21 protein-coding genes are annotated in these 26,612 nt (G+C 39.9%); all 21 read left to right on the top strand.

Translation table 11 applies throughout. The annotated features are described in order from the left end of the window. Positions 1-12: 12 nt before the first annotated feature. The 21 genes from IGM09_RS13130 (at position 13) to IGM09_RS13030 (ending at position 26,321) form a co-directional block, all read left to right on the top strand. The gene (locus IGM09_RS13130; protein WP_002356001.1) at positions 13-147 is read left to right on the top strand and encodes an OadG-related small transporter subunit; all 135 of its coding nucleotides are present in this window, start codon (positions 13-15) and stop codon (positions 145-147) included. A 32-nt stretch (positions 148-179) separates the two neighbouring features. Next, positions 180-1,172 (top strand): [citrate (pro-3S)-lyase] ligase, encoded by a 993-nt coding sequence (gene citC / locus IGM09_RS13125; protein ID WP_002408139.1) that lies wholly within the window; start codon positions 180-182, stop codon positions 1,170-1,172. Positions 1,173-1,177: 5 nt separating this feature from the next. After that, complete coding sequence (gene citD / locus IGM09_RS13120; RefSeq protein WP_002355999.1) at positions 1,178-1,486, top strand: citrate lyase acyl carrier protein; 309 nt, start codon at positions 1,178-1,180, stop codon at positions 1,484-1,486. Further along, on the top strand, positions 1,474-2,361 hold the full coding sequence (gene citE, locus IGM09_RS13115) for a citrate (pro-3S)-lyase subunit beta (RefSeq protein WP_002355998.1): 888 nt from the start codon (positions 1,474-1,476) through the stop codon (positions 2,359-2,361). Before citD ends, citE begins: the two co-directional genes overlap by 13 nt. Positions 2,362-2,363: 2 nt before the next feature. Continuing rightward, positions 2,364-3,896 (top strand): citrate lyase subunit alpha, encoded by a 1,533-nt coding sequence (gene citF / locus IGM09_RS13110; protein ID WP_002355996.1) that lies wholly within the window; start codon positions 2,364-2,366, stop codon positions 3,894-3,896. Continuing rightward, positions 3,889-4,425 carry a citrate lyase holo-[acyl-carrier protein] synthase gene (citX, locus tag IGM09_RS13105; protein ID WP_002390266.1) on the top strand — a complete coding sequence of 179 codons (537 nt, stop codon included), beginning with the start codon at positions 3,889-3,891 and terminating at the stop codon, positions 4,423-4,425. Before citF ends, citX begins: the two co-directional genes overlap by 8 nt. Next, entirely contained in the window at positions 4,418-5,815 is a 1,398-nt protein-coding gene (locus IGM09_RS13100; RefSeq protein ID WP_002355994.1) for an oxaloacetate decarboxylase subunit alpha, read from the top strand. The genes citX and IGM09_RS13100 overlap by 8 nt, the downstream gene beginning before the upstream one ends. A gap of 117 nt (positions 5,816-5,932) precedes the next feature. Continuing rightward, on the top strand, positions 5,933-7,117 hold the full coding sequence (locus IGM09_RS13095; RefSeq protein ID WP_010707911.1) for an NAD(P)-dependent malic enzyme: 1,185 nt from the start codon (positions 5,933-5,935) through the stop codon (positions 7,115-7,117). Continuing rightward, positions 7,114-7,983: a triphosphoribosyl-dephospho-CoA synthase CitG gene (gene citG, locus IGM09_RS13090; protein WP_033625231.1), complete on the top strand. Its 870-nt coding sequence runs from the start codon at positions 7,114-7,116 to the stop codon at positions 7,981-7,983. Before IGM09_RS13095 ends, citG begins: the two co-directional genes overlap by 4 nt. Positions 7,984-8,724: 741 nt before the next feature. Beyond that, entirely contained in the window at positions 8,725-13,689 is a 4,965-nt protein-coding gene (locus IGM09_RS13085; protein WP_113826127.1) for an Ig-like domain-containing protein, read from the top strand. A 232-nt stretch (positions 13,690-13,921) separates the two neighbouring features. Further along, the gene (gene mnmE, locus IGM09_RS13080; RefSeq protein ID WP_002355989.1) at positions 13,922-15,319 is read left to right on the top strand and encodes a tRNA uridine-5-carboxymethylaminomethyl(34) synthesis GTPase MnmE; all 1,398 of its coding nucleotides are present in this window, start codon (positions 13,922-13,924) and stop codon (positions 15,317-15,319) included. Positions 15,320-15,338: 19 nt separating this feature from the next. Next, positions 15,339-17,237: a tRNA uridine-5-carboxymethylaminomethyl(34) synthesis enzyme MnmG gene (mnmG, locus tag IGM09_RS13075; RefSeq protein ID WP_002355988.1), complete on the top strand. Its 1,899-nt coding sequence runs from the start codon at positions 15,339-15,341 to the stop codon at positions 17,235-17,237. A gap of 305 nt (positions 17,238-17,542) precedes the next feature. Beyond that, positions 17,543-18,283 carry a hypothetical protein gene (locus IGM09_RS13070; RefSeq protein ID WP_002386435.1) on the top strand — a complete coding sequence of 247 codons (741 nt, stop codon included), beginning with the start codon at positions 17,543-17,545 and terminating at the stop codon, positions 18,281-18,283. A gap of 253 nt (positions 18,284-18,536) precedes the next feature. Beyond that, positions 18,537-19,337, top strand: coding sequence for an SDR family oxidoreductase (locus IGM09_RS13065; RefSeq protein ID WP_002355987.1), 801 nt, complete (start codon positions 18,537-18,539; stop codon positions 19,335-19,337). Between the two features lie 15 nt (positions 19,338-19,352). Continuing rightward, positions 19,353-21,215 (top strand): BglG family transcription antiterminator, encoded by a 1,863-nt coding sequence (locus tag IGM09_RS13060; RefSeq protein ID WP_002367533.1) that lies wholly within the window; start codon positions 19,353-19,355, stop codon positions 21,213-21,215. Next, a complete protein-coding gene (locus tag IGM09_RS13055) occupies positions 21,212-21,697 on the top strand; it encodes a transcriptional regulator GutM (protein ID WP_002355985.1) in 486 nt (161 codons plus the stop codon). Before IGM09_RS13060 ends, IGM09_RS13055 begins: the two co-directional genes overlap by 4 nt. Further along, positions 21,697-22,251 carry a PTS glucitol/sorbitol transporter subunit IIC gene (srlA, locus tag IGM09_RS13050; RefSeq protein ID WP_002355983.1) on the top strand — a complete coding sequence of 185 codons (555 nt, stop codon included), beginning with the start codon at positions 21,697-21,699 and terminating at the stop codon, positions 22,249-22,251. The genes IGM09_RS13055 and srlA overlap by 1 nt, the downstream gene beginning before the upstream one ends. 16 nt (positions 22,252-22,267) lie before the next feature. Beyond that, a complete protein-coding gene (srlE, locus tag IGM09_RS13045; RefSeq protein ID WP_010713665.1) occupies positions 22,268-23,263 on the top strand; it encodes a PTS glucitol/sorbitol transporter subunit IIB in 996 nt (331 codons plus the stop codon). 23 nt (positions 23,264-23,286) lie between these two features. Continuing rightward, positions 23,287-23,643: a PTS glucitol/sorbitol transporter subunit IIA gene (locus IGM09_RS13040; protein ID WP_002355981.1), complete on the top strand. Its 357-nt coding sequence runs from the start codon at positions 23,287-23,289 to the stop codon at positions 23,641-23,643. A gap of 27 nt (positions 23,644-23,670) precedes the next feature. Beyond that, the gene (locus IGM09_RS13035) at positions 23,671-24,348 is read left to right on the top strand and encodes a fructose-6-phosphate aldolase (RefSeq protein ID WP_002355980.1); all 678 of its coding nucleotides are present in this window, start codon (positions 23,671-23,673) and stop codon (positions 24,346-24,348) included. 200 nt (positions 24,349-24,548) lie between these two features. After that, positions 24,549-26,321 (top strand): oleate hydratase, encoded by a 1,773-nt coding sequence (locus tag IGM09_RS13030; RefSeq protein ID WP_016617444.1) that lies wholly within the window; start codon positions 24,549-24,551, stop codon positions 26,319-26,321. Positions 26,322-26,612 lie beyond the last annotated feature (291 nt).

Genomic DNA, 26,612 nt, shown 5'->3' with positions numbered 1-26,612 from the left:
GAGAACGAATACATGTCTGTTAACATGGAAGATTTAAAAATTGCTTTTGAACTGTTAGGTTTTGGTTGGGGCGGCGTTTTCGTTGTTTTATTTATCATTTATCTAGCGTCTAAATTACTAACAAAATTATTTCCAATTAAAAAATAAAGGAGGTTATTGCTGTGAGCAGCGTATATACAATGAAAAGAATCTGGTTGCAAAAAGATAAAAAAGCTTATCAAGCTTGGCGCGAATTAATGGAAAAAGCCGAATTGCAAACGACAGAAGCACTTGATTACACCGTTGGCATATATGATGACACAGCATTAATCGCCTCTGGCTCGCTTTCAGGCAAAACGATTAAGTGCGTGGCCGTTTGTAAAAAATATCAATCTGAAAATTTGTTAACCCAATTGGTGGTTCATCTACTTGAAAAACTGAGAGAAGAAAACCAATTACACAGTTTTTTGTATACAAAACCAAAAAATGAACAAATTTTTCAGTCGCTAGGCTTTCAAAAAGTGGTTGCGAATCAAGAGGTGCTATTTATGGAGCAAGGCAAACCAGATTTTGCCGATTATCTTGGTTACCTGACACAGCATAAAAAAGCAGGGCCAGCCAGTAGCATTGTCATGAATGCAAATCCTTTTACGAAAGGCCATCAGTACTTAGTCGAAAAAGCAGCCAAAGAAAGTCCGCACGTTTATGTGTTTGTTTTATCTGAAGATAAATCGCTGTTTTCAAAAGAAGCACGTTTCGCAATGGTGCAAAAAGGGGTAGCCCATTTACCCAATGTGACAGTCCTATCTACAGAAGATTACTTAGTTTCGTCTGCGACTTTTCCTACCTATTTTTTGAAAGAAAAAGCGCCATTAGAGGTAGCTGCAATTCAAGCAACGCTTGATGCAACGTTATTTAAAGAAAGAATTGCGCCCATACTTGAAATTCAGCAACGTTATGTGGGAGAAGAGCCTTATTCAGAAGTGACCGATGTCTACAATCAAGCAATGCAACAAGTTTTCGGACAAACGATAACGCTAACCATTGTCCCGCGATTAGCGATTGATGGAGAGCTGATTAGTGCGACGAAAGTTCGCAAAGCGATGGCTGAAGGCGACAAAGAGACACTCAAGAAGTTTTTACCAGCAACAAGTTATCAATACTTAGTAGAACACAAGAAACTAATGAGGTGAAGAAAGTGAAGATTATCAAAAATGCTACTGCAGGGACAGTAGAATCAAGTGATATTATGATTACCGTCCAACCCATTGAATCAACAGAAAATACCATTGAATTAGAAAGTAGTGTCGAAAAACAATTTGGCAATCAAATTCGTCAGGTGATTACGACAACTTTGGAACATTTAGATGTCCAAGGCGTTGCGGTCAAGGCGATTGATAAAGGGGCATTAGATTGTACGATCAAAGCTCGGATGATTACAGTTTTACATCGAGGCGCTGAAAAAGAAACGTATGATTGGAAGGAGTTGGACTCATGGAACGTTTAAGAAGAACAATGATGTTTGTCCCTGGAGCGAACGCAGCAATGCTAAGAGATGCACCTTTGTATGGGGCAGATTCAATCATGTTTGATTTAGAAGATGCAGTTTCATTAAAAGAAAAAGACTCTGCCCGTGTTTTAGTCCATTCTGCTTTGAAAACTTTCGATTATGGCAATATTGAAATTGTTGTTCGGATCAATGCTTTAGATGCCGGTGGCGCAGAAGATATTGAAGCAATGGTCTTAGCTGGTGTCGATGTGATTCGTTTACCAAAAACAGAAACAGCCCAAGATATCATTGATGTCGAGGCAGTCATTACAGAAGTAGAACAGCAAAATGACATTCCCGTAGGAACAACGAAAATGATGGCTGCCATCGAATCGGCTGAAGGCGTTCTAAATGCGCCCGCGATTGCCAAAAGTTCAACTCGCTTGATTGGCATCGCATTAGGCGCCGAAGACTATGTTACCAATATGAAAACACGGCGCCATCCAGATGGCCAAGAACTATTCTTTGCTCGTAGCATGATTTTACATGCCGCTCGAGCAGCTGGGATTGCAGCTATTGATACGGTCTATTCAGATGTAGACAATACGGAAGGCTTTGAAGCCGAAGTTCGTTTGATTAAACAGCTAGGTTTCGATGGGAAATCGGTGATTAACCCTCGTCAAATCCCATTAGTTAATACTATTTATGCGCCAACAGAAAAAGAAATCCAGAATGCTAAGGAAGTAATCTGGGGCATTCGGGAAGCCGAAGCAAAAGGTTCCGGTGTTATCTCCGTAAATGGAAAAATGGTTGATAAACCAATTGTTGAACGAGCTGAACGGGTCATTGCGTTAGCATTGGCGGCTAAATTAATTACCGAGGAGGAAATATAGACATGGTAGTAAATAAAGTAGGCAAAGACATTCCTCAATCTTATGCAGAGCAATACGGCATTTATGAAGGAGAATTAGCACACATTGATGCTTATCAAGAAGCGAGCCGAGCAATTAAACCAGTGAAACCTCGGGAGACAAAACTTTTAGGAAGTATTCGTGAAGCAATTGAAAAAACAGGTTTAAAAGATGGCATGACCATCTCTTTCCATCACCATTTCCGTGAAGGAGACTATGTGATGAATTTAGTTTTAGCCGAGATTGCCGCCATGGGGCTGAAAAACATTTCGATTGCACCTAGTTCAATTGCAAATGTTCATGAACCTTTGATCGAACACATTAAAAATGGAGTAGTCACCAACATTACTTCTTCAGGTTTGAGAGATAAAGTAGGCGCCGCTATTTCAGCAGGTATCATGGAAAATCCTGTGGTGATTCGTTCACATGGTGGCCGGGCACGGGCAGTAGCAGCAGGCGATATCCATATTGATGTAGCTTTCTTAGGTGCACCAAGTTCAGACGCTTATGGAAATGCGAATGGAACCAAAGGAAAAGCTACCTGTGGTTCTCTTGGATATGCGATGGTCGATGCAAAATATGCGGATCAAGTGGTCATCATTACTGACACATTAGTACCATATCCTAATACCCCTATCAGTATTCCACAAACAGATGTTGATTATGTGGTAGAAATTGATGCAATTGGTGATCCAGATGGAATTGCCAAAGGCGCAACACGTTTTACAAAGAATCCCAAAGAATTATTGATTGCTGAATATGCCGCAAAAATAATTACACATTCTCCTTACTACAAAGAAGGCTTCTCATTCCAAACAGGAACAGGTGGCTCTTCACTAGCAGTTACGCGGTTCATGAGAGAACAAATGCTTAAAGATGGTATTAAAGCAAGTTTCGCTTTAGGCGGAATTACGAATGCAATGGTGGAACTTTTGGAAGAAGGCTTAGTAGAAAAAATTATTGACGTCCAAGACTTTGATCATCCATCAGCTATTTCTTTAGGGGAAAATGCCAATCATTATGAAATTGATGCCAATATGTATGCTTCACCGCTTAGCAAAGGGGCGGTTATTAATCAATTAGACACAGCTATTTTATCTGCTTTAGAAGTGGACACAGATTTTAATGTAAATGTCATTACTGGTTCAGATGGTGTTATCCGTGGTGCTTCTGGCGGACATTCCGATACAAGTATGGCTTGTAAAATGAGTCTAGTGATTGCACCACTTGTTCGTGGACGGATTCCAACAATTGTTGAGCAAGTAAATACAGTCGTTACACCAGGTACGAGTGTCGATGTCGTAGTAACAGAAGTCGGCATTGCAATCAATCCAAAAAGAACAGACTTAATTGATTGTTTTAAAACTTTAGATGTTCCTCAGTTTACGTTAGAAGAGTTGAAAGACAAAGCCTACAACATTGTTGGCACCCCGGAACCAATTAAATATGGAGACAAAGTCGTTGCGTTAATTGAATACCGAGATGGTAGTCTAATTGATGTGGTACGCAATGTTTAATGGGGAAAAAGTAACACTTTTAGAGATGTTGGATGCTCGCGAACAAAGAGCTGCCACACAGAAGGAGTTGTTAGAAACAGCACCAGAAGCTAGTCTCTTATCTGCCACAATGAATATTCCTGGAGAAGTGAAAAATTCGCCCACCTTAACGGCTGTTTTTTTAGAAGTAATTGACGAAGTCGAGCAACAATTGCTGGATCAAGTACCGATTGTTAATTTTTACCGGAATGAAAAGACAGGTCCTGAATATTATTTGGCGGTTTCGTTAGCCCCACAAGAATTAAAACAAAGAATGGTCAAAATTGAAGAAACACATCCTTATGGTCGTTTAGTGGACCTAGATGTTTTATGGGGAAATGAAGAACTAAAAAGCCTTCATCGAGGAGATTTAGGCTTGCCACCACGGCGCTGTTTTATTTGCCAAGAAGAGGCGAAAGTCTGTGGACGAAATCGACGTCACAGTCTTGAAGCAATGCAAGAAAAAATAACAGAAATAATTTTGACACGAAAGGAGCAGCCAAGTGAGTAAAAAAATTCGTTTTACAGAAACGGTGCTACGGGATGGACAACAAAGTTTAATTGCAACACGGATGCCAACCTCAGATATGCTGCCGATTATTAAAACAATGGACGAGGCAGGATTTCATGCATTAGAAATGTGGGGCGGGGCAACGTTTGATTCCTGTGTCCGCTATTTAAACGAGGATCCTTGGGAACGTCTTCGCCAAATTCGCAAAGAAGTTAAAAATACCAAACTTCAAATGTTATTACGAGGACAAAATTTACTAGGATATCGTCATTACGCTGATGATGTGGTGCGGGCCTTTGTCGAAAAATCAGTTGAAAATGGGATTGATATTATTCGTATTTTCGATGCCTTGAATGATGTCCGTAATTTACAAACAGCAATTCAAACAACAAAAGAAGCTGGCGGACACTGTCAAGCAGCGATTTCTTATACCACGAGTGAAATTCATACCATCGATTACTTTGTAAAATTAGCCAAAGAATTAAGTCAAACAGGAGCGGATTCCATTTGTATTAAGGATATGGCAGGCGTTTTGACGCCACAAACGGGTTTTGAATTAGTGAGCAAAATGAAAGATGCCATTGATTTACCTTTAGAGGTGCATACGCATGCGACTAGTGGTATTTCTGAGATGACCTATTTAAAAGTTGCTGAAGCAGGTGCGGATATCATCGATACAGCTATCTCTTCTTTCGCTGGCGGTACGAGTCAACCAGCCACAGAATCTGTAGCCATTGCGTTAGAAGATTTAGGCTTTGAAACAGGTTTAAATATGGAAAAAGTAACAGAGATTGCTGACTATTTCAATCCGATTCGTGATCGTTTTAGAAGTGAAGGCATTTTAAACCCTAAAGTTAAAGATACGGAACCGAAAACCTTGATTTATCAAGTGCCTGGTGGTATGTTATCAAACTTATTAAGTCAATTAACGGAGCAAGGTTTACAAGACAAATATGAAGAAGTTTTAGCTGAAGTACCTAAAGTAAGAGCGGATTTAGGGTATCCACCACTAGTTACGCCGCTTTCACAAATGGTCGGAACACAAGCTTTAATGAATGTGATTTCTGGGGAAAGATATTCCTTAATACCGAATGAAATCAAAGATTATGTGCGCGGAGAATATGGCAAATCACCAGCACCTATCGCAGAAGAGATTAAGCAAAAAATCATTGGGGATGAAGAAGTAATTACTTGTCGACCAGCGGATTTATTGAAACCAGAGTTGCATAGTTTAGAAAAGGAAATCCAACAATACGCAAAATCTGAAGAGGATGTCCTATTATATGCGATGTTCCCACAACAAGGAAAAGACTTTTTAGGACGTCGTGAAGATCCTTTTTACGATGTACCGTTACAGAAAGTGACAGTCAAACTTGACTTGCCAGAATAGAACGGGCAAGTGCTCCGCAAATGTATAAAGAAGCAAGGGTTTGAGCGACGATAACGGTTGTTCAAACCCTTGCTTCATCAAATAGAAAAAAGGCAGCCCGTGAAAGGAAGTGACAATGTGTTAGAAGAAGTTCTAGCAATTCATCAAAAAAATATTGGTGTGCTAAGTCTTGAAGCAACAGAAGCGGTATTAAACCATCATGATTTAGCCAAAATGTATACACCTGGTGTCGCAGAATTGAGTTTAATGATTGCCCAAAATCATGAATTAGCGCGCGAGTGGACCATTAGTGGTAAGTTAATTGCGGTTATTACAGATGGGTCAGCTGTTCTGGGTCTCGGCAATATGGGCACGCAAGCGGGCTTGCCAATTGTTGAAGGCAAAGCTTTACTTTATAAAAATTTGGCGGGGGTCGATGCTATTCCTTTAGCACTGGAACAAAAATCAGTTGACGAGATGGTTCAAACAATTGAAAATTTACAAAATAGTTTTGCAGGAATCCATTTAGAAGATATTTCTGCACCAAAATGTTTTGAAATTGAAGAAAAACTTCAACAACGTTTGAACATTCCTGTGTATCATGATGACCAAGAAGGCACAGCCATTGTCGTTTTAGCTGGGCTAATCAACGCAGCCAAAATTAAAGGAAAACCTTTAAATCAATTGCGTGTGGTGATTAACGGAGTTGGTGCTTCTGGTGTAGCGACCGCTAAGTTATGTATTCAAGCGGGAATTACGCATCTTACCTTAGTAGATCGCCAAGGTGTTTTAAGAGAAGAAGACCCGACATTGAATCCTTACCAACGTGCTTTGCTTCGACAGGTAATAAAACCATCAGTAGAAAACAAAGATTTAGCCACCGCTGTCGTCAATCAGGACGTTTTTTTAGGCTTATCAGAAGCGGATGTGCTAACGCCAGCCCTGATTAAATCAATGAACCAAGACCCAATTATCTTTGCTTTAGCAAATCCTAAACCAGAAATTGAACCAGCCCTCGCCCAAGCCAATGGCGTCCGTTTATTAGCAACTGGTTCTTCCAAATATCCGAATCAAGTGAACAACATTTTAGCTTTTCCAGGTCTTTTTAAAGGGTTATTGGCAGCGAAAGGCAGAAAAGTCGATGTCGGTTTGCAAATGACAGTAGCACGAAGCTTGGCCGCTATGATTTCAGAACCCACAGCAGAAAAATTCATACCTAATGTATTTGATGGCGGCGTAGTTGACACGGTTTTTAATGCTGTACTAGACTATATAAAACAAGAAAAGACCACGGCACAGAAGAAGGGACGTAAAAGGCAATGACAAAGCAAGCAAGGAGTAAATTAGCGCAGCAAGCACAATTGGCACTACTCTATGAAGTGACCTGTTTAAATAAACCAGGCTTGGTGGATCCAGTCGATGCAGGCGCCCATCAAGATATGGATGTTTTCACTTTTTTAGAAAGTAGTGTAGTTTTGACTCCTTATTTTGAAGCCTTCGTTCAAGCTGGGACAGAGCTACGTCATTTGCCGATTGAGGCAACATTTCGCGCGATTCGACAAGTTGGTTTAGAAGCAGAACGAGCGATGTTTGAGGCAACAGAAGGGATCAACACACATAAAGGAGCGATTTTTTCTCTAGGTATTTTTTTAGCTATCTGTGGTCGTCTAATGATTTGGGAGACCCCTTGCACCTTACAATTGTTTCAACAAACGCTTCAAACAATGACGCAAGACTTACTGGCCGACTTTGAAAACCTCGCTACGAATGAGCTAGAAAAACTAACTTGGGGTGAACGACTATTTGTTCAGCATGGCTTGACTGGAATCCGTGGTGAGGCGCAACAAGGCTATCCCGCTGTCTTTGAACAGGGAGTGCCTTATTATCAAAAACATCAAGGCACACAACAACAAAAACTCATTGATACGCTCCTTTATTTATCGCTCTATGTTGAGGATACGAATTTGATTAAACGAAGTCAAAATGTCCAAATTTTTGAAATATATCAACCGTTAATCCAGGAATATTTTGCTTTAGGGGGGACACAAACGTTACGGGGAACCCTTTGCTTAGAAAGATTGAATCACTTATTCAAAGAAAAAAATTGGAGTATTGGTGGCAGTGCAGATGCTTTAATTTTGGTGGTGTTTTTAGATAAACTAATGAAATTAAATTGGCTGACCCCTTAATTAAAAAGATAGTTACAACGCTGATTTGGTCAGTTATTTTGACCTTATATGCCTATGGAAAGGTCTCAAGAGAATTCAAGAAAGCGATTGACAAATACCACGAAACACAGTATATTTTATTACGAAATCATTCTTATCAGAGTATACAAATACGATGATAAACAGTTGAAGCGAATCTTGATTTGCTTTTCCTAAACCTGATTCTTTTAGAATCAGGTTTTTGTTTGTCTAAAAGGCGGCATTCGTTCAAAAACGGCTGTCGCCTTTTTTTATGAAATTTTTTTAATATAAAAAAATTCATAAAAAAAATCTTAAAAACAGAAAAAATTGTTATAGATTAGAGTCATTTTTTTGATGTAAAGTTTTTATGACTTACAGCCATAAAATTGATAAAAACAGTCAAAGAAGCAGAAAAAATAATAGTGGAATTTCTCAAAAAAATAAAAAAATTTTCCGTTATTTAATTATCGATTTATCAAACGATAAGTTATAATAAAATAATTTATTTATCTTTAATGATTGGGGAGAAACGTATAAACTTCCTCATTTTCCTCTCATTGTATAATAACTCACTAATGAATTAGTGAGTTTTTTAACATATTTAGGATGCTTGTTATCAAATGAATTTTTATATAAAAATTCACAGCATTATATTTTGAAAAGCTGAGGAAATGTACTAAACTGCAGGTGTTAAATCCATTTAAATCGCTAAAGGGGGAGATGAACAACTAGGGGAAGCTAATGATTTTGGTATTTATCGTTTATTTTAAAGAAAAGAGGGACGATCAGATGAAAAAGAAAATTGTTGAGGATTTTAATCGGAAAAGTCAGCATAAAAAATGGACAAAACGCAAGATGCTTAATTTAGCAATATCAAGTGGTTTATTATTTACGTCATTAGCAATCCCTGTAAGTATAGCTGTTACCTCTGGCACAATCAGTGCATCAGCAGCGGTCTTGGATATCGAACTATTATCAAATGTTACGTCAAATAATGACAGTGGCACTTCAACGAGTAATCGTTGGACAGCCGCAAACCAAAATCAACCAGTTAATTTCACGGTTTCTGGTGGCGCTTTAGCAGATGCTTCCGCTGTGTTTAGTGGACAAAAACAAGCGGTGTTAGTGGTTCCTCCTGAGTTAAGAGGAAATGTAGCTGCAGCAGGCAGCGCAGCAATCAATACCAACGTTACGATTGATCTTTCAAAAGTTACTTTTTTGACTGCCGTTTTGAATGCAGCCAATGATTTAACCAATGTCATTACTCAAATTACCAGTGGGGCTTTAGGGAATTTAACTGGTGTTGATATTGATTTGACGGAAGTGAATCGTCAGTTGGAATTAGTGAATAACATTGAAAACTTAGGTGCTGCTTCATTTACAGCTCCAGAAACGTTAGCAGCTGATGGCTCATACATTAGCGCACCAATTAGTGATGGTTTAGGGTTAGTTTTAGCCCAAAATGTTTCAAACATCTTACAAGATTTGAATGCGGCAGTTCAAGCTTTGGAGGCAAAAGGAACCAGTATCCCAAGTAATCTTGTCGCCGCAGCTATAAATGCAGCCTTGCTTCCTGTCAAAGGCACGGTGAACGTGGCTGTTTCAGGTGCTTTGCCTTTATTAGCGGTTGGTGGTTCAGGCGTAAATGAGTTAGTGGATGCTTCTTTACTAGGCGCAACCACGGTTACTTTACCAACTACCGTTTCAACACCTCAAAATTTATCCAATAATTTAGATGCTCGTTTTGTAGGAACAGTCGTTCAAACAGATCTTTTAGACGTTAATTTATTAGCAACAGCAGACGGTGTATCCAACATTTATTTTGCTGCAGGTACTACTAGTGAAGTAACCGCACCTACCGTAACAGGAGTAACAGGCAATTCAACAGCAGGTTACGAAGTTAAAGGAACTGCCGACGCCAATGCCACGGTTGAAATCCGAAATGCAGGAGGTGCCGTGATAGGTACAGGTACTGCTGATGGGACAGGGGCATTTACAGTTACCATTCCCGCAGGTGAAGCAGGCGCCAATGAAACGTTAACCGCCGTAGCGAAAAACGCCAGCGGTACAGAAAGTACGCCAACAACGTTCCAAACACCAGCGGATGAAGCAACCGTAACCGCACCAACAATCACAGGAGTGACAGGTAATTCAACGGCAGGTTACGAAGTTAAAGGAACTGCCGATGCCAATGCCACGGTTGAAATCCGAAATGCAGGAGGCACCGTAATAGGCACAGGTACCGCTGATGGGACAGGAGCGTTTACAGTTACCATTCCCGCAGGTGAAGCAGGTGCCAATGAAACGTTAACCGCCGTAGCGAAAAACGCCAGCGGTACAGAAAGTACGCCAACAACGTTCCAAACACCAGCGGATGAGACAACCGTAACCGCACCAACAATCACAGGAGTGACAGGTAATTCAACGGCAGGTTACGAGGTTAAAGGAACTGCTGATGCCAATGCCACGGTTGAGATCCGAAATGTAGGAGGCACCGTAATAGGTACAGGTACCGCTGATGGGACAGGGGCATTTACAGTTACCGTTCCCGCAGGTGAAGCAGGCGCCAATGAAACGTTAACCGCCGTAGCGAAAAACGCCAGCGGTACAGAAAGTACGCCAACAACGTTCCAAACGCCAGCGGATCCTAATACGCCCGTGGCGACGCCAATTGTTGAGACTGTAACAGGTAGTACAACAAAAGGCTATGAGGTCAAAGGGACTGCTGAAGTTGGCACCACCATTGAGGTTCGCGATGCAGCTGGCACGGTCCTTGGTACTGCAACAACTGGAACTGATGGAAAATATACAGTGACTTTAGCTCCAGGAACAGCAACAGCAAATCAAACGCTGAGCGTTGTAGCGAAAAACGCTAGTGGCACGGAAAGTCAACCAGCAACGGCGACAACACCAGCTGATGTCACTGCACCAACAGTTGATAACATCACAGGTAACTCTGGTTCGGGTTATGAAATTACAGGAACAGCAGACCCTAACACAACAATCGAAGTTCGTGATCCAGCTGGGGCAGTCATTGGTACAGGTACCTCTGATGCGAATGGTGATTTTACTGTCACACTACCAACGGGAACGACCAATCCTGGGGATACGTTAACAGTGATTGGAAAGGATAACGCGGGAAATGAAAGTCAACCGACTGAAGTCCTTGTTCCTTCTGATGCCACGGTTACAGCACCAACTGTAACAGGAGTAACAGGTAATTCAGTTGCTGGTTATCAGGTGACAGGCACCGCTGATCCGAATGCTACCATCGAAATTCGTGATGCAGATGGGAACGTGATTGCAACAGGGACTGCCGATGGGACTGGTTCCTTTGCTGTGAACCTTCCAGCTGGGACGGCAAATGCGAATGAAACATTGACAGCGTTAGCCAAAGATCCTGCTGGCAATACAAGTACACCGACAACCTTCCAAACACCAGCAGATGAAGTAGTGGCACCGCCAAGTGTCGACAAAGTAACCGGGAATACAACACAAGGATATCAAGTGACAGGTACCGCTGAACTTGGCACCACCATTGAAGTTCGTGCAACAGACGGAACAGTTTTAGGCACCGCAACAACTGGACCGACTGGCCAATATACTGTGACGTTAGCTTCAGGAAAAGCAACAGCGAAACAAACAGTGAATGTAGTTGCTAAAAATGATACTGGACTTGAGAGTCAACCAACTACAGCTATGACACCCGCTGATGTTACCACACCAACAATTGGTGACATTACTGGAGATTCAACAACTGGTTATGAAATCACTGGGACGGCGGACCCTAATACCACCATTGAAGTACGTAACCCAGATGGAACAATTATTGGTACAACGACAACGGATGATCAAGGAAACTTTACTGTGGACCTTCCAGCGGGAGCCGCTAATCCTGGTGATACATTAACAGTTGTTGGAAAAGACGGTGACGGCAATGAAAGTCAACCAACGGAAGTGACGGTCCCTGAAGATGCAACCGTGGCAGCACCGACTGTGACGAATGTCACAGGAACAACTGCTACTGGGTATCAAGTAACTGGCACGGCAGAGCCAAATGTCACCATTGAGATTCACAATGAAGCAGGTTTAGTTATTGCTACGGGAACGACTGATGGTGCTGGCGCCTTTACAATCACTCTTCCGACGGGCACAGCAATAGCCAACGAAGCCTTAACTGCCATTGCAAAAGATGCTGCTGGGAAAGAAAGTAATCCGACTGCTTTCAAAACACCTGCTGATCCAGATGCACCAGTCGCGACACCTACTGTTGACAAAATCACTGGTAGCACGACAAAAGGCTATCAAGTAGTAGGAGCAGCAGAAGTTGGTACAACAGTCGAGGTGCGTGACGCCGATGGCACAGTCCTTGGCATGGAAACTACTGGAACTGATGGCAAATACACAGTGACTTTAGAGCCAGGGAAGGCCTCAGCTAACGAAACAATAACTGTCGTAGCGAAAAATGCAACAGGGAAAGAAAGTCAGCCGGCTACAGCAACTACACCAGCCGACTTAGCCACACCAACCATTGATTCTATTACCGGAAATTCTAGTAAAGGTTACGAAATCACTGGAACGGCGGAGCCAAAAACCACTATTGATGTCCGTGACGCAGACGGAACCATCATTGCTGCTACAACTGCTAACGAAACCGGCCAATATACGGTGACTCTACCAGCTGGCGTAGTGACACCAGGAGAAACGATTACGATTATTAGCAAAGATGGCGCAGGTAATGAAAGTCAACCAGCTACAGCCGTTATTCCAGCGGATGTTGTTTTAGCGGCGCCAACTATTACGAAGGTTGAAGGAAACAAAGCCAATGGCTATACAGTCACTGGAACTGCTGATCCAAATGTCACGGTTCAATTTTACAATAGCAGTGAACAATTATTGGCAAGTGGCAATACAACTACTGGAGGCACCTTCTCCGTTCATATTGCAGCAGGGTTAGCAACAGAAAAAGAAACGTTAACCGCACTAACCACAGATACACAAGGAAATGTGAGTCCTAAAACCACATTTATGACGCCAGCCGATATTACGGGAGAACCAGAAATTAAAATTGCGGCACCAACTGTTTCTTCAGTTTTAGGAACGTCTAAAGCCGGCTACCTCATCAAAGGAACAGCTGAACCAAACCGAATCATTCAAATTAGTAACCGACTATTAAGAAGTGTGATTGCTGTAGGTGCCACCGATGCTGAAGGCAACTTCGCTATCCAATTAACAGCGGGACAAGCGACTGCTCAACAAAGTTTACTTGCGACAGCTACCGATGGCGCAGGACATTACAGTACGGCTACAACCTTCATGACGCCAGCCGACCCAACAAATCCTGGAGGAGGCAATGGTAACACTGGCGGAAATAACGGCAATACAGGCGGCAACACAGGAAACAATGGCGCAACTGGCGGGAATAATGGGAATGGTTCAAACACAGGTTCAAATCCAAATGGAGGTTCTGGTTTAGGCACAACAGGTTCTGGCTTAGGTTCACTAGGCAATGGCATCGGTACAAATGGTAGTGGCTACAATCCGAAACTAAGTACCATCAGTTATGGCACTGGAAATCACGGGAAAACAGGCTTCTTACCTAGCACAGGTGAAAAAGAGTCTTCAGCCGTGACAACAAGTTTGTTTGGCGCCTTTGTCGCACTCCTTGCGAGCATGGGAATCATCAAACGCAAACGTAAAAACTAGCTCTCTCCTTTAATTCCTATAGATGAGAAAACGTATTGTTGAGAATTCCCCACTCAATGATACGTTTTCTCGTTCCCTTTAATGAAGAAAAATTGCCAAATAGAATAAAATGTGCTATTCTATTTTCAGAAAATCGAAGGAACAAGCAGTGAAAGTGCTAAATCCAACCTGAATTTTTTAATGCAGGAGGAGTGGGCGCTTTTTTTGTTGTTATGAAGAAAGGAAGCTAATTATGCAATCAGCTACAATGGAATTTGATACAATTGCGGCGATTTCTACGCCGCCAGGTGAAGGTGCGATTAGTATTGTTCGTTTAAGTGGCGAGCAAGCAGTTGCTATTGCAAACAAAGTTTATCGGTCAGGCACTAAAGATTTAGCTAAAGTCCCCACGCACACGATTCATTATGGTCATATTGTTGATCCGCAAAACGATCAATTGATTGATGAAGTCATGCTTTCTGTGATGCGGGCACCGAAAACATTTACTCGAGAAGATGTGGTAGAAATTAACTGTCATGGCGGCATTGTCGTGGTGAACCAATTATTGCAATTACTGTTACGTGAAGGCGCACGAATGGCAGAACCTGGGGAATTTACAAAACGTGCTTTTCTAAATGGCCGAATGGATCTTTCACAAGCAGAAGCAGTGATGGACTTAATCCGTGCTAAAACAGATAAAGCGATGAATGTTGCATTGAATCAATTGGATGGTAACTTGTCGGCGTTAATTCGTTCATTAAGACAAGAAATTTTAAATACTTTAGCACAAGTAGAAGTTAATATCGATTATCCAGAGTATGATGATGTCGAAGAATTAACCACGAAATTACTTTTAGAAAAAGCCGAATTTGTGAAAGCGCAGATTCAACAATTATTAACGACCGCTAAACAAGGGAAAATTTTGCGAGAAGGTCTAAGTACAGCAATTATTGGCCGACCAAATGTCGGGAAATCCAGTTTGTTAAACCATCTGTTACGAGAAGAAAAAGCTATCGTTACAGATATTGCTGGAACGACACGTGATGTCATTGAAGAATACGTTAACGTTCGCGGCGTTCCTTTAAAATTAATTGATACAGCGGGGATTCGCGAAACAGAAGACATTGTGGAACGAATTGGTGTCGAACGTAGCCGCAAAGCGTTAGCAGATTCGGATTTAATTTTGTTAGTCTTAAATCAAAGCGAAGAATTGACGGAGGAAGATCGTCAACTGTTGGAAGCAACGAAAGGCTTAAAACGCGTTATTCTTTTAAATAAAATGGACTTACCGACAAAACTAGATCCTAACGAATTACAAGAATTAGTCCCTGCAGAAGAAATTTTATCCGTTTCGGTGTTGTCAAACACAGGCTTAGACCAGTTAGAAGCGAAAATTGCTGATCTTTTCTTTGGCGGCCAAACAGGCGAAAAAGATGCTACCTATATTTCTAATACACGTCATATTGCTTTGCTGGATCAAGCAGCGCTTTCGTTACAAGAAGTGATTAACGGCATCGAAGCAGGTATGCCAGTCGATTTAGTTCAAATTGATATGACCCGTTGTTGGGATTATTTAGGGGAAATCGTCGGCGATAGTGTCCAAGATGAATTAATTACACAGTTATTTAGTCAATTTTGTTTAGGAAAATAAGACAAGAGAGGAATTTTTTATGAATCAATATCAAGCAGAATCATATGATGTTATTGTCGTCGGTGCTGGACATGCTGGCTCTGAAGCAGCCTTAGCAGCCGCACGAATGGGCGTTAAAACGTTACTTTTAACGATTAATTTAGATATGGTTGCTTTTATGCCATGTAACCCTTCTGTTGGTGGACCTGCCAAAGGAGTCGTTGTCCGAGAAATCGATGCATTAGGCGGCGAAATGGGTAAAAACATTGATAAAACCTACATCCAAATGCGGATGCTAAATACTGGTAAAGGTCCAGCAGTGCGTGCGTTGCGCGCGCAAGCTGACAAACATGCCTATGCGACAGAAATGAAACATACCATTGAAAAAGAAGAAAATTTAACCCTTCGTCAAGGGATTGTTGAAGAATTAATCGTGGAAGATGGCGTTTGTCGTGGTGTTGTAACTTCAACAGGTGCCGCATACCGTAGTCAAGCAGTGGTGATTACTGCCGGTACTGCCTTGCGTGGCGAAATTATTATTGGTGAATTAAAATATTCATCAGGACCAAACAATTCGCAACCTTCCGTTGGTTTAGCCAATCATTTAAAAGAATTAGGTTTAGAAATCGATCGCTTTAAAACAGGAACGCCGCCGCGAGTAAAATCAAGTACGATTGATTATTCTGTGACAGAGGAACAACCAGGCGATAAAGAACCCAACCACTTTAGTTACAGCACGCCAGATAGTGCCTACAATCAAAACCAAGAACCTTGTTGGTTAACTTATACGAATGAAACAACGCATGAAATTATTCAAAAAAATCTACACCGCGCCCCAATGTTTACTGGGATTGTGGAAGGTGTGGGCGCTCGGTATTGCCCATCCATCGAGGACAAAATTGTTCGTTTTGCAGACAAACCAAGACACCAATTGTTCTTGGAACCAGAAGGGTTGAATACCGAAGAAGTTTACGTCCAAGGCTTATCTACTTCTTTACCAGAAGATGTCCAAACAGAAATGCTTCATTCTATTGAAGGATTAGAAAAAGTAGAAATGATGCGTACAGGTTACGCCATTGAATACGATGTGGTAGTCCCTCACCAATTACGCCCAACATTAGAAACAAAGGTCATTGAAAATCTTTATACAGCAGGTCAAACGAACGGAACTAGTGGCTACGAAGAAGCTGCTGGTCAAGGCTTGATGGCAGGAATTAATGCTGCATTGAAAATTCAAGGCAAAGAGCCTCTTGTTTTAAAACGTAGTGATGGCTATATTGGCGTCATGATTGACGATTTAGTTACAAAAGGCACTAACGAACCTTATCGCTTATTAACGTCACGTGCGGAGTATCGTTTGATTTTAAGACATGACAATGCGGACTTACGTTTAACAGAAATGGGTCATGAAATTGGCTTAGTCAAAGAAGAACAATATGCCGCCTATCTAGTCAAAAAAGCGGCTGTTGAAGCGGAAATTGCCCGCTTAGGCAAACATCGGATTAAACCAACCAAAGAAGTGCAAGCATTTTTGGAAACCAAAGGCGCTGCTGGCTTAAAAGATGGTATTTTAGCTAGAGATTTTCTGAAACGCCCAGAAATCAGTTATCAAGAAGTCGCTCAATTTATCCCCGCACCTGAAGAGGCACTCGATCCGAAAGTGATTGAACAAGTAGAAATTCAAATCAAGTACGAAGGCTACATTAAAAAAGCCATGGAAAAAGTTGAGAAACTAAAACGCATGGAAGCAAAACGCATTCCAGAAAACATCGATTACCAAGCGATTAACGGCTTGGCTACAGAAGCAAAACAAAAACTACAAAAAATCCAACCAGAAACGATTGCCCAAGCAAGCCGTATCAGCGGTGTGAACCCCGCTGACATTAGCATTTTGATGGTCTACATCGAACAAGGAAAAATCGCGAAAGTGCAAGGATAATAAGTGAAAAAAGAAAGTTGCTATTTAAATGGTGTAGTTAAACTCAAAAATTAATTTTTTTGATTTAACTTTTAAATGCACTAGCATAGCAGCTTTCTTTTTGTATGGATGAGTTTTATTGTAGTTAATTTAGTTTGAATAGAAAAAATAAACAAGCTAACTCATAGAAATAATTATATTTTTAACATATATTAGAATGTTCTTGATTTATATTAGTGGAAAAAGTAACATATAAGTGATCACAATTATCTGAACAAAAATAAAAGTCAGGGGAGAGAAGTTTTGTGTTGAGTAAAAAATGGTATATGGGGATATCTTTATTATTATTGATTAGTTTGACTGCATGTGCATCTAATAGTGAAAGTACTGGTTCAAAAAAAAGTTCAGAAGAACCGATAAAAGTGACAAACAGTTCGAGTGATTCGCAGAAAACAGAAGATTCATTGCCAAAAATAATGAATAAATTAGCAGCTAATGGCCAGTCGGTTGATGAAATCTATGTAACGGGAGATATAACTGTGGGGAATGATGCCACAGTAAAACCTGGTATTTATGATTTAGAAGTTACTGGTGGACGTGGTAATTTCACAGGAACTAGAAAAGATATTAACGGATTATTTTTTAATTGGGTCTTGGGTACACCTGATTCAGGTGCAGATTATGCTTCAAAAGTAAGATTAATTTTATTTGATGGTGATGTGTTAAGTTTTAGAAATATATCTAAAATCAAACTAAATGCTGTACCAGAAAAAGTTACAGAAGCTACAGAGTTAGGTATTGGCGAATATATAGTGGGAAGAGATGTACCTGCTGGAAAATACAAATTGAGTACAAACATGGAAATGGATCCACAGTTTGCTAATTTGGGTTGGGATTTAGATATATATAATGATAATGAAGGAAATTCTAGGTCGCAAAATTTTAATCCTGGGAATCAAGATGTAGCAATTGAGTTAAAAGAGGGAGAAATTATTTCTACTTCTTTCTACAACTCTAAACATGATGTACCGACCGACACAGCAAAATTAATTTTAACAGCAGTATAAAGTTGGAATATTTGGAAATAGCTACTTATAACTCAGTTTAGTCTACATCGAACAAGGAAAAATCGCGAAAGTGCAAGGATAATAAAAATTTGAAGCAGTTGCTTCTTCACGGATGATTGATTGTGAAGAAGCAACTGCTTTTTTGTTTTGAATTAGTCTACTTTTTTTTCTAAACTGCAAAAAAAGACTGTCTTAAATAATTTCACAAACTGACCTATACTGAAAGCGCAAACAAATGATAGGAGTGGAACAAATGACAGATTGGTTAGGAATTAAAGGAAAAGTAGTGATTGTTACAGGAGGCTCATCTGGTATTGGTCGCAGCATTGTTGAAAGCTTGTTAGCGCAAGAGGTCTATGTCGCTAATTTTGATATTTCAGCATCAGAAACGCAACATGAGCATTTACTCTTTGTGAAAGTCGATGTAACTTCTCGAGCAGAAGTAGAAGCGGGTGTCGCTCAAGTGGTGGAAAAATTTGGAACCGTAGATGGCCTAGTAAATAATGCCGGAATCAATATTCCTCGTCTATTGGTGGATAAAAATCATCCTCATGGGCCTTATGAATTATCGGATGAGGTATTCGACAAAATTGTAGCCATCAATCAAAAAGGGCTCTACCTAATGAGCCAAGCAGTGGGCCGGATTCTTGTACAAAAACAAGCAGGTGTCATTATTAATATGTCTTCAGAAGCTGGATTAGAAGGCTCCGAAGGGCAAAGCGCCTACGCTGCAACGAAAGCAGCGGTCAGCAGTTATACACGTTCATGGGCTAAAGAGTTAGGAAAATCAAACGTCCGTGTCGTGGGGATTGCGCCAGGCATTATGGAAGAAACGGGCTTGCGCACTTTAGCATACGAAGAAGCATTGGCTTATACACGAAACATTTCTGTGGAGCAATTGCGAGCAGGTTATTCAAAAACAAGTACGATTCCATTAGGTCGTAGCGGAAAACTCCATGAAGTCGCTGACTTAGTATGCTATTATTTATCAGACCGTTCAAGCTATATTACAGGCATCACCACAAACGTAGCTGGAGGTAAAACAAGAGGATAGAGGTGGGAAAACTAAATGACGCTAGTAAATAGATGGTACCAAGTAATAAAATTACTAGTTGATCACAAAGGAATGAGCTTACAGGAATTGCAAGAAAAATTAGCCGCAAGTCCTCAAACAGTTCGTAAAAACATTGATACATTGAATGATGAATTAATCGGTATCGCCCAAATTATTCAGAAGGAAAATCTCTTTCAGTTAGAAATCAATAACTTTGAAGGTTTTGAAGAGGTTTTGTCTGGACGGCTAAAAAGGGAATCTGATTTTAATTCTTCAAGCAAGCGTGTTTCCTACATTATCAAACGATTAATAGAAGAAGATCAATTTATTTCAACTTATGATTTATCCGAAGAACTCGCCGTTAGTCGCGGCACAGTTAATAAAGACATTAAGCGCATGAAAGAGCTGATTGCTCCTTGGCAGGTTGCGGTTGTAGGTACGCCAAACCGTGGCATTCATTTAGAAGGAAAAGAGTTTGATTTACGCTTACTTCATGTGAATTACGTCCAAGAATATTTTGAAGAACAGTTTCTTCATGAAACTACCAAACAAATGATACAAAAAATAATCAAAGAAACAAGACTAGCAAAACAAGATAGTTTTCTTTTACGAAGAGTGGTTTCAATTGTTTTGCAGCGTGTTTTAGCTGGAAAACTCATTACGGAACTACCACCAGAATATGTTGATTATGTTCGTCATAACGAGCAGATTGAAGAACTGATGTATCACTTGGAAATAACCTATAATGTAACGTTAAGCCAATGGGAACGTTCCTTTATCAGCTTTCCTTTTAACATCAACACAAACCATATTCGTAATTCTTTATTGGCTGATGAAGGACTCTTAGCTGACTATTTTCAAAAAATGATGAAAAAAATTCATCATTCAGTTGTTGTTGAATTTGATGAGGACTTCTTGTTTTCAGAAATGAAAGATCATTTAAGAAACGTGATGAATCGACTCGTTTTTCATGTGGAGTGTCACGATTTATTTTACGGAGAAATTGAACGACAATATCCTTTGGCCTATGAATTAGCCAAGATTGGCTTGCAAGAATTGGGCCGTTTGTTAAATCGTTGTGTGCCGACGGTTGAATTTGGGTATCTCGCTTTGTATTTTGAACTAGCATTGAGAGGGAACTATGAAGCGGGAGCCAAAAAAGAAATCGCTGTAATCTGCAGTACAGGTCATGGAACGGCCTTGATCATTCAGCGGCAATTGGAAAAAGTTTTGGGTCCAGACGTCCAGATTGCCCATTTTTCTGAAGAAGAGGCAGAGAGAAGAGAATTGAATCAATATTTTGCTATTTTTACAACCATTCCCTTAAAAAATATTCGACCACAAACACCGATGATCCATTTAACTAATTTATTTAACGATACTTGGCTCAGAAATGAGTGGCAGAGAGCAAAAGAAATTCGTTCCGTGGAATCTCAAAATATTCATATGACCTATCAATTATTAGAGAATACTCAAGGTTACCGAGCGAATATCCAGAAAATGATTGCTGATTTAGAAGCAGAAAAATTAGTAGATCCCCAATTTATCGAACGAATTTTTACTAGAGAAGATCAACAAACAACTATTTTTGAATCGGGGATTGCCTTTCCCCATACAATTAATCAAGCCTTACCAACGATTATTTTATCGATTGGGGTTTTTGAAGAATCACTGGTTACACCAGAAGGTAAAGTTGATGTTATTTTGCTGTTGGGTATTCCAGAAGAGCTGACTGCCACTGTTGAAGCAGAGTTACTACAACTATATGACCGCTTGTTTACAATCGCAGGAGACGAACGTTTACGTAATGAGTTACGGAAGCAACGAGATGTTTTAGCGGTTAAAGAGTGGATGCAAAGGAAGGGGATTATCATATGAGTTTTATCTACGTATTCGGGGCGCTTTTTTTAACAGCTTACTTCGTTCAGATAGCTATGGGAATGAAACAGATTAAACACTTTAATCAAAACTACCAAGAATTGCGACAATTAGGGAAAGTCGCGATTGGTCGACGTGCAGGGAAGTTAAAAGCAGGCACGATTATCTTGTTTGCTGTGGATTCGCAAGGGAAAATCTTAGCCGCTAGAAAGATGCAAGGTGTCACCGTTCTAGCTAAATTTCATCCCTTACCTCAGTATGTGAACGAGGATATTCATTATATGGATCATTACCATCCACTCGTACAAAAAGAAAATAAATTAACCCAACAAGCGATGGAAAATGCACGAGAAATTTACTTACGTGTTGAGCTTGGCAATTATCAAGAAACACAACCATTAACGCCGCTTAATGGAGCCAAAATTCAATGGCAATTATGGAAAAATAAAGTACAAACAAAATTGAAAGGAAGTGTCGAGTAATGTCTTATATTACAAAATTTGCGGAAGGATTTATGCACCTTTTCCAAACAGGAGCAGAAACATTTATTTCTTGGATGACAGGCATCGTACCTGTTGTTTTGATGTTAATGGTAGCTATGAATACTTTAATTGCTTTTCTAGGAGAAGAAAGAGTAACCAAAGTAGCCAAACTTTCTGCCAAAAATCCTGTTACGCGGTATTTAGTGTTGCCTTTTTTATCCGCTTTTATGTTAGGCAATCCAATGTCCTTTACGATGGCTCGATTTTTACCAGAATACTATAAACCTAGCTATTATGCTGCACAAGCGCAATTTTGTCATACCAGTAATGGAGTTTTCCCTCATATTAATCCTGGTGAATTGTTCGTTTGGTTAGGGATTGCGCAAGGGATTGATACGTTAGGACTAAATTCGATGGACCTAGCGATTCGCTATATGTTTGTAGGGATATTAATGAATTTTATTGGCGGTTGGGTTACCGATTTCACTACCGCCTATGTTTGCAAACAACAAGGAATTACCCTTAGTAAAACAGTAGAGATTGCTGTGGATTAGAAAGGAGCAAGGTGAGATGACGTACAATAGTATTAAGGTAGTTAAAGGAAATGGCGGTTATGGTGGGCCCTTAGTGATTACACCGACAGAAGAAAAACATAAATTTATTTACATTACAGGTGGCGGCGAGAAACCCGCAATTGTTGATAAAATCGTAGATTTGACAGGAATGGAAGCGGTCAATGGTTTTAAGACATCGATTCCAGATGATGAAATCGCATTAGCCATTATTGATTGTGGAGGCACTCTTCGTTGCGGAATTTATCCTAAAAAAGGAATTCCTACTATTAACGTTGTTCCAACTGGCAAAAGTGGTCCCTTAGCACAATACATTAATGAGACAATTTATGTTTCCGCTGTAGGCCCGAAACAGATTACATTGACATCAGAAGAAGCTTCTGCTGATACAGAAAAGCCCACCTCGAAAAAAACAGAATTTAAATATGATACAAGTAAAAAAATTACTGAACAAAAAGCGGAACAACAAAGTTTTGTTGCGAAAATTGGTATGGGTGCAGGAAAAGTTGTAGCGACATTCAACCAATCAGCCCGTGAAGGCGTACAAACGATGATCAACACAGTGATTCCGTTTATGGCATTTGTTTCTTTATTAATTGGTGTGATTCAAGGTTCAGGAATTGGTGAATTTTTTGCCAATATCATGGCGCCGTTGGCAGGAAACATTGTGGGGTTAACAATTATTGGTTTTATTTGTTCTCTGCCGTTTCTTTCTCCTCTATTAGGTCCTGGAGCAGTAATCAGCCAAGTAATTGGTACGTTAATTGGTGTGGAAATTGGGAAAGGCAACATTCCGCCACAACTAGCTCTACCAGCATTGTTTGCTATTAATACACAAAACGCGTGCGACTTTATTCCCGTGGGCTTAGGCTTGGAAGAAGCTGAAGCCGAAACCGTTGAAGTCGGGGTCCCTTCTGTTTTATATTCTCGTTTCTTAAATGGTGCCCCTCGAGTACTAGTTGCTTGGTTAGCAAGTTTTGGATTGTATAGTTAAAAAATTTTTTTGGAGGATGGGAAATGTCAGTATTTACAACAAAGGTTCAGTCTATTGGACCAGAAGCCGAATTATTTAAAGAAGAAAAAATGGTCATCTTATTTGGAAAAGATGCACCAGATGCTTTAGCAGATTATTGTTATAACATTGAGGTTCAGCCAGTCACAGAAGCGATTACGGACAAGCAAACGTTAGTGATTGATGAACAAACTTACCAGATTACCGCTGTAGGCGAGGTAGTATTAACTAATTTAGACACATTGGGTCACATTACTATTAAATTTGATGGCGCAACAACACCTGAATTACCAGGTACATTATATGTTGAAGAAAAAGCTATTCCTGAAATAACTGTTGGTACAACAATCACTATTCTATAATTATCGTTTAAGGGAGGAACGTAAAAGATGGAATTTATGCTAGATACAATTAATCTTGAGGCTATTCGAAAGTATCAGAAAATTTTACCACTGGCAGGCGTAACGTCTAATCCTAGTATTGTTAAGCAAGCAGGAAAAATTGACTTCTTTGCGCAGATGAAAGAAATAAAAAAAACGATTGGACAAGCGAGTTTGCACGTCCAAGTGGTCGGTCAAACGACAGAAGAGATGCTAGAAGATGCCCAAACCATTGTACAACAATTAGGCCAAGAAACATTCATTAAAATCCCAGTCAATGAAGCAGGCTTGGCAGCCATCAAACAACTAAAGCAGGCAAATTATCGGATAACAGCAACCGCTATTTATACAGAATTTCAAGGTTATCTAGCGATTGCGGCAGGTGCAGATTATTTAGCGCCGTATTATAATAGGATGGAGAATTTAACAATTGATTCTCAAAAGGTTATTGAGCATTTAGCTGCAGAAATTAAACGGACGAACGCAAAGAGTAAGATCTTAGCTGCTAGTTTTAAAAACGTGGCACAAATTAATCAAGCCTGTCAAATGGGGGCGCAAGCGGTCACTATCGCACCAGAACTCGTGACACAAGGCTTGGCAATGCCCGCCATTCAAAAAGCAGTAACTGATTTTCAGGAAGATTGGGTTGCTGTTTTTGGAGTAGAAACGGTAAACGAATTAGCATAAAAAGAATGAGAAGAAAAAGCGGCCATTTTTCTTCTCGTTCTTTTTTTGTTTCACATGAAACATCTACGATTATTCACTTGCTTAAAAATTAGACAATTTTCTTTATTTGTCAAAGAATTTCTTAAAAAAAAGGGTTATCTTTTGGGTATTTTTTTTGGTAGCAGTATGATGAGGGTATCAAATGATAGGAGGAAACGAGAATGAGATACACAAATGGAAATTATGAAGCATTTGCTCGACCAAGAAAACCAAAAGGTGTAGATGACAAGAGTGCCTATATCGTTGGTGGTGGCCTAGCAGGTTTAGCAACGGCTGTTTTCTTAATTCGTGACGGTCAAATGAAGGGCGAAAATATTCACATTTTTGAAGAACTCACGCTGTCTGGCGGTTCTTTAGATGGTAAATTTATTCCCCATGATGGCTTTGTCACTCGCGGCGGACGCGAAATGGAAAACCATTTCGAGTGTTTGTGGGATCTATTTCGTTCGGTACCATCATTAGAAGTAGAAGATGCCTCTGTCCTAGATGAGTTTTACCGTTTAGATTTAGATGATCCGAATTCTTCAAATTGCCGCATTATTCATAACCGTGGCGAACGTGTCCCAGACGATGGACAATTTACTTTATCCAAAAAAGCACAAAAAGAAATCGTTGATTTATTTATGACTTCTGAAGATCAATTAATTGGCAAAAAAATTGAAGATGTTTTCGGCGAAGAATTTTTTGAATCCAACTTTTGGATCTATTGGTGTTCAATGTTTGCTTTTGAAAAATGGCACTCTGCCATTGAAATGCGCCGTTACATCATGCGCTTTATCCACCACATCAAAGGTTTGCCTGACTTTACAGCCTTGAAGTTTACCAAATACAATCAATACGAATCGTTAGTGAAACCATTACTAAGCTTTTTAACCAATCAAGGGGTAGACTTTCAATATGAAACAACGATCAATGATATCCAAGTCGACATCAAAGGAGCTACTAAAGTTGCTCGGCGATTATTGCTGACACAAGCGGGCAAAACCAAAGAACTTCCTTTAACTGAAAATGATTTAGTCTTCGTAACGAATGGCTCAATTACTGAAAGTTCGACGCAAGGAGATCATCATACACCAGCACCAATTACTCATGAACTAGGGGGAAGTTGGAATCTCTGGAAAAACTTAGCAAAACAATCCCCAGAATTTGGGCACCCAGAAGTTTTCTGTGAAAATTTACCAGATGAAAGTTGGTTTGTCTCAGCAACGATTACGTGGGAAAATTTCGATATTGAACCGTATCTTTCTCGGTTAACACATCGTAAATTACGCACAGGAAAAATTGTCACAGGTGGTATTATTACTATCAAAGATTCTAATTGGATGATGAGTTTCGCTATGCATAGACAACCGCATTTTAAAGAACAAAATGATCAACAATCTATAACTTGGGTATATGGATTACTTTCTAATAAACCAGGAAATTATATCAAAAAACCAATCGAACAATGTACCGGCCAAGAAATTACGCAAGAGTTACTTTATCATTTAGGGGTCCCAGAAGGGGAAATTGAACGTATTTCAGAAGAATCGGCTACCACTATTCCAGTGTATATGCCGTTTATCACTTCTTACTTTATGTTAAGAGAACCAGGCGATCGACCATTAGTTGTACCAAACGGCTCTAAAAATCTTGCTTTCATTGGGAACTTCGCAGATACTGAACGAGATACGGTGTTTACAACAGAGTATTCTGTACGGACAGCGATGGAAGCTGTTTATCAATTGCTAGAGGTTGAACGCGGAGTACCAGAAGTGTTTGCTTCTGCATACGACTTGCGCGTCTTAGCAAACTCTGTTTATTATTTATCTGACAAGAAAAAATTAACAGAAATGGATATGCCGTTCGTGGAACGCAAAATGGTTGAACACTTTGTGAAGAAATTTGAGGATACGTATATTGGTGATATTTTAAGAGAAAATCATTTAATTTAGTTGAAAAAGCGAGTGTAAATCACTCGCTTTTTTGGTTGTTTTATTAACCGTTGAATAAATATTCATTATTGTGTATATTTATTTTATGATTTTGTGGATATTAAATATATAATATATTGAATGGAGGTAGCAAGTGAACAACTTCGCAAAAAAATCTTAATTTCTGAAGAGACTTTTTCAAAATTTTGTTGAAAAGGAGGCGCATTTTTACCATAGTTTCTTCACATTTAACGGCTATTATTTAAACATACCCGATAAACAAAACCCTAACAAAACACTTTTTCATTTTTT

The sequence above is a fragment of the Enterococcus sp. DIV0167 genome (genome assembly GCF_050541555.1).
GTDB classification, from domain to species: Bacteria; Bacillota; Bacilli; order Lactobacillales; family Enterococcaceae; genus Enterococcus; species Enterococcus faecalis.
Note: the sequence above shows the minus strand (reverse complement) of the source record. Positions and strands in the feature narration are given on the sequence as shown.

Excerpts from the sequence above, each read along its gene's own strand:
- IGM09_RS13130 (WP_002356001.1), top strand. The coding sequence starts at position 13 with ATGTCTGTTAACATGGAAGATTTAAAAATTGCTTTTGAACTGTTAGGT.
- citC (WP_002408139.1), top strand. The coding sequence starts at position 180 with ATGAAAAGAATCTGGTTGCAAAAAGATAAAAAAGCTTATCAAGCTTGG.
- citE (WP_002355998.1), top strand. The coding sequence starts at position 1,474 with ATGGAACGTTTAAGAAGAACAATGATGTTTGTCCCTGGAGCGAACGCA.
- citF (WP_002355996.1), top strand. The coding sequence starts at position 2,364 with ATGGTAGTAAATAAAGTAGGCAAAGACATTCCTCAATCTTATGCAGAG.
- citX (WP_002390266.1), top strand. The coding sequence starts at position 3,889 with ATGTTTAATGGGGAAAAAGTAACACTTTTAGAGATGTTGGATGCTCGC.
- citG (WP_033625231.1), top strand. The coding sequence starts at position 7,114 with ATGACAAAGCAAGCAAGGAGTAAATTAGCGCAGCAAGCACAATTGGCA.
- IGM09_RS13085 (WP_113826127.1), top strand. The coding sequence starts at position 8,725 with ATGATTTTGGTATTTATCGTTTATTTTAAAGAAAAGAGGGACGATCAG.
- mnmE (WP_002355989.1), top strand. The coding sequence starts at position 13,922 with ATGCAATCAGCTACAATGGAATTTGATACAATTGCGGCGATTTCTACG.
- mnmG (WP_002355988.1), top strand. The coding sequence starts at position 15,339 with ATGAATCAATATCAAGCAGAATCATATGATGTTATTGTCGTCGGTGCT.
- IGM09_RS13070 (WP_002386435.1), top strand. The coding sequence starts at position 17,543 with ATGGGGATATCTTTATTATTATTGATTAGTTTGACTGCATGTGCATCT.
- IGM09_RS13065 (WP_002355987.1), top strand. The coding sequence starts at position 18,537 with ATGACAGATTGGTTAGGAATTAAAGGAAAAGTAGTGATTGTTACAGGA.
- IGM09_RS13060 (WP_002367533.1), top strand. The coding sequence starts at position 19,353 with ATGACGCTAGTAAATAGATGGTACCAAGTAATAAAATTACTAGTTGAT.
- IGM09_RS13055 (WP_002355985.1), top strand. The coding sequence starts at position 21,212 with ATGAGTTTTATCTACGTATTCGGGGCGCTTTTTTTAACAGCTTACTTC.
- srlA (WP_002355983.1), top strand. The coding sequence starts at position 21,697 with ATGTCTTATATTACAAAATTTGCGGAAGGATTTATGCACCTTTTCCAA.
- srlE (WP_010713665.1), top strand. The coding sequence starts at position 22,268 with ATGACGTACAATAGTATTAAGGTAGTTAAAGGAAATGGCGGTTATGGT.
- IGM09_RS13040 (WP_002355981.1), top strand. The coding sequence starts at position 23,287 with ATGTCAGTATTTACAACAAAGGTTCAGTCTATTGGACCAGAAGCCGAA.
- IGM09_RS13035 (WP_002355980.1), top strand. The coding sequence starts at position 23,671 with ATGGAATTTATGCTAGATACAATTAATCTTGAGGCTATTCGAAAGTAT.
- IGM09_RS13030 (WP_016617444.1), top strand. The coding sequence starts at position 24,549 with ATGAGATACACAAATGGAAATTATGAAGCATTTGCTCGACCAAGAAAA.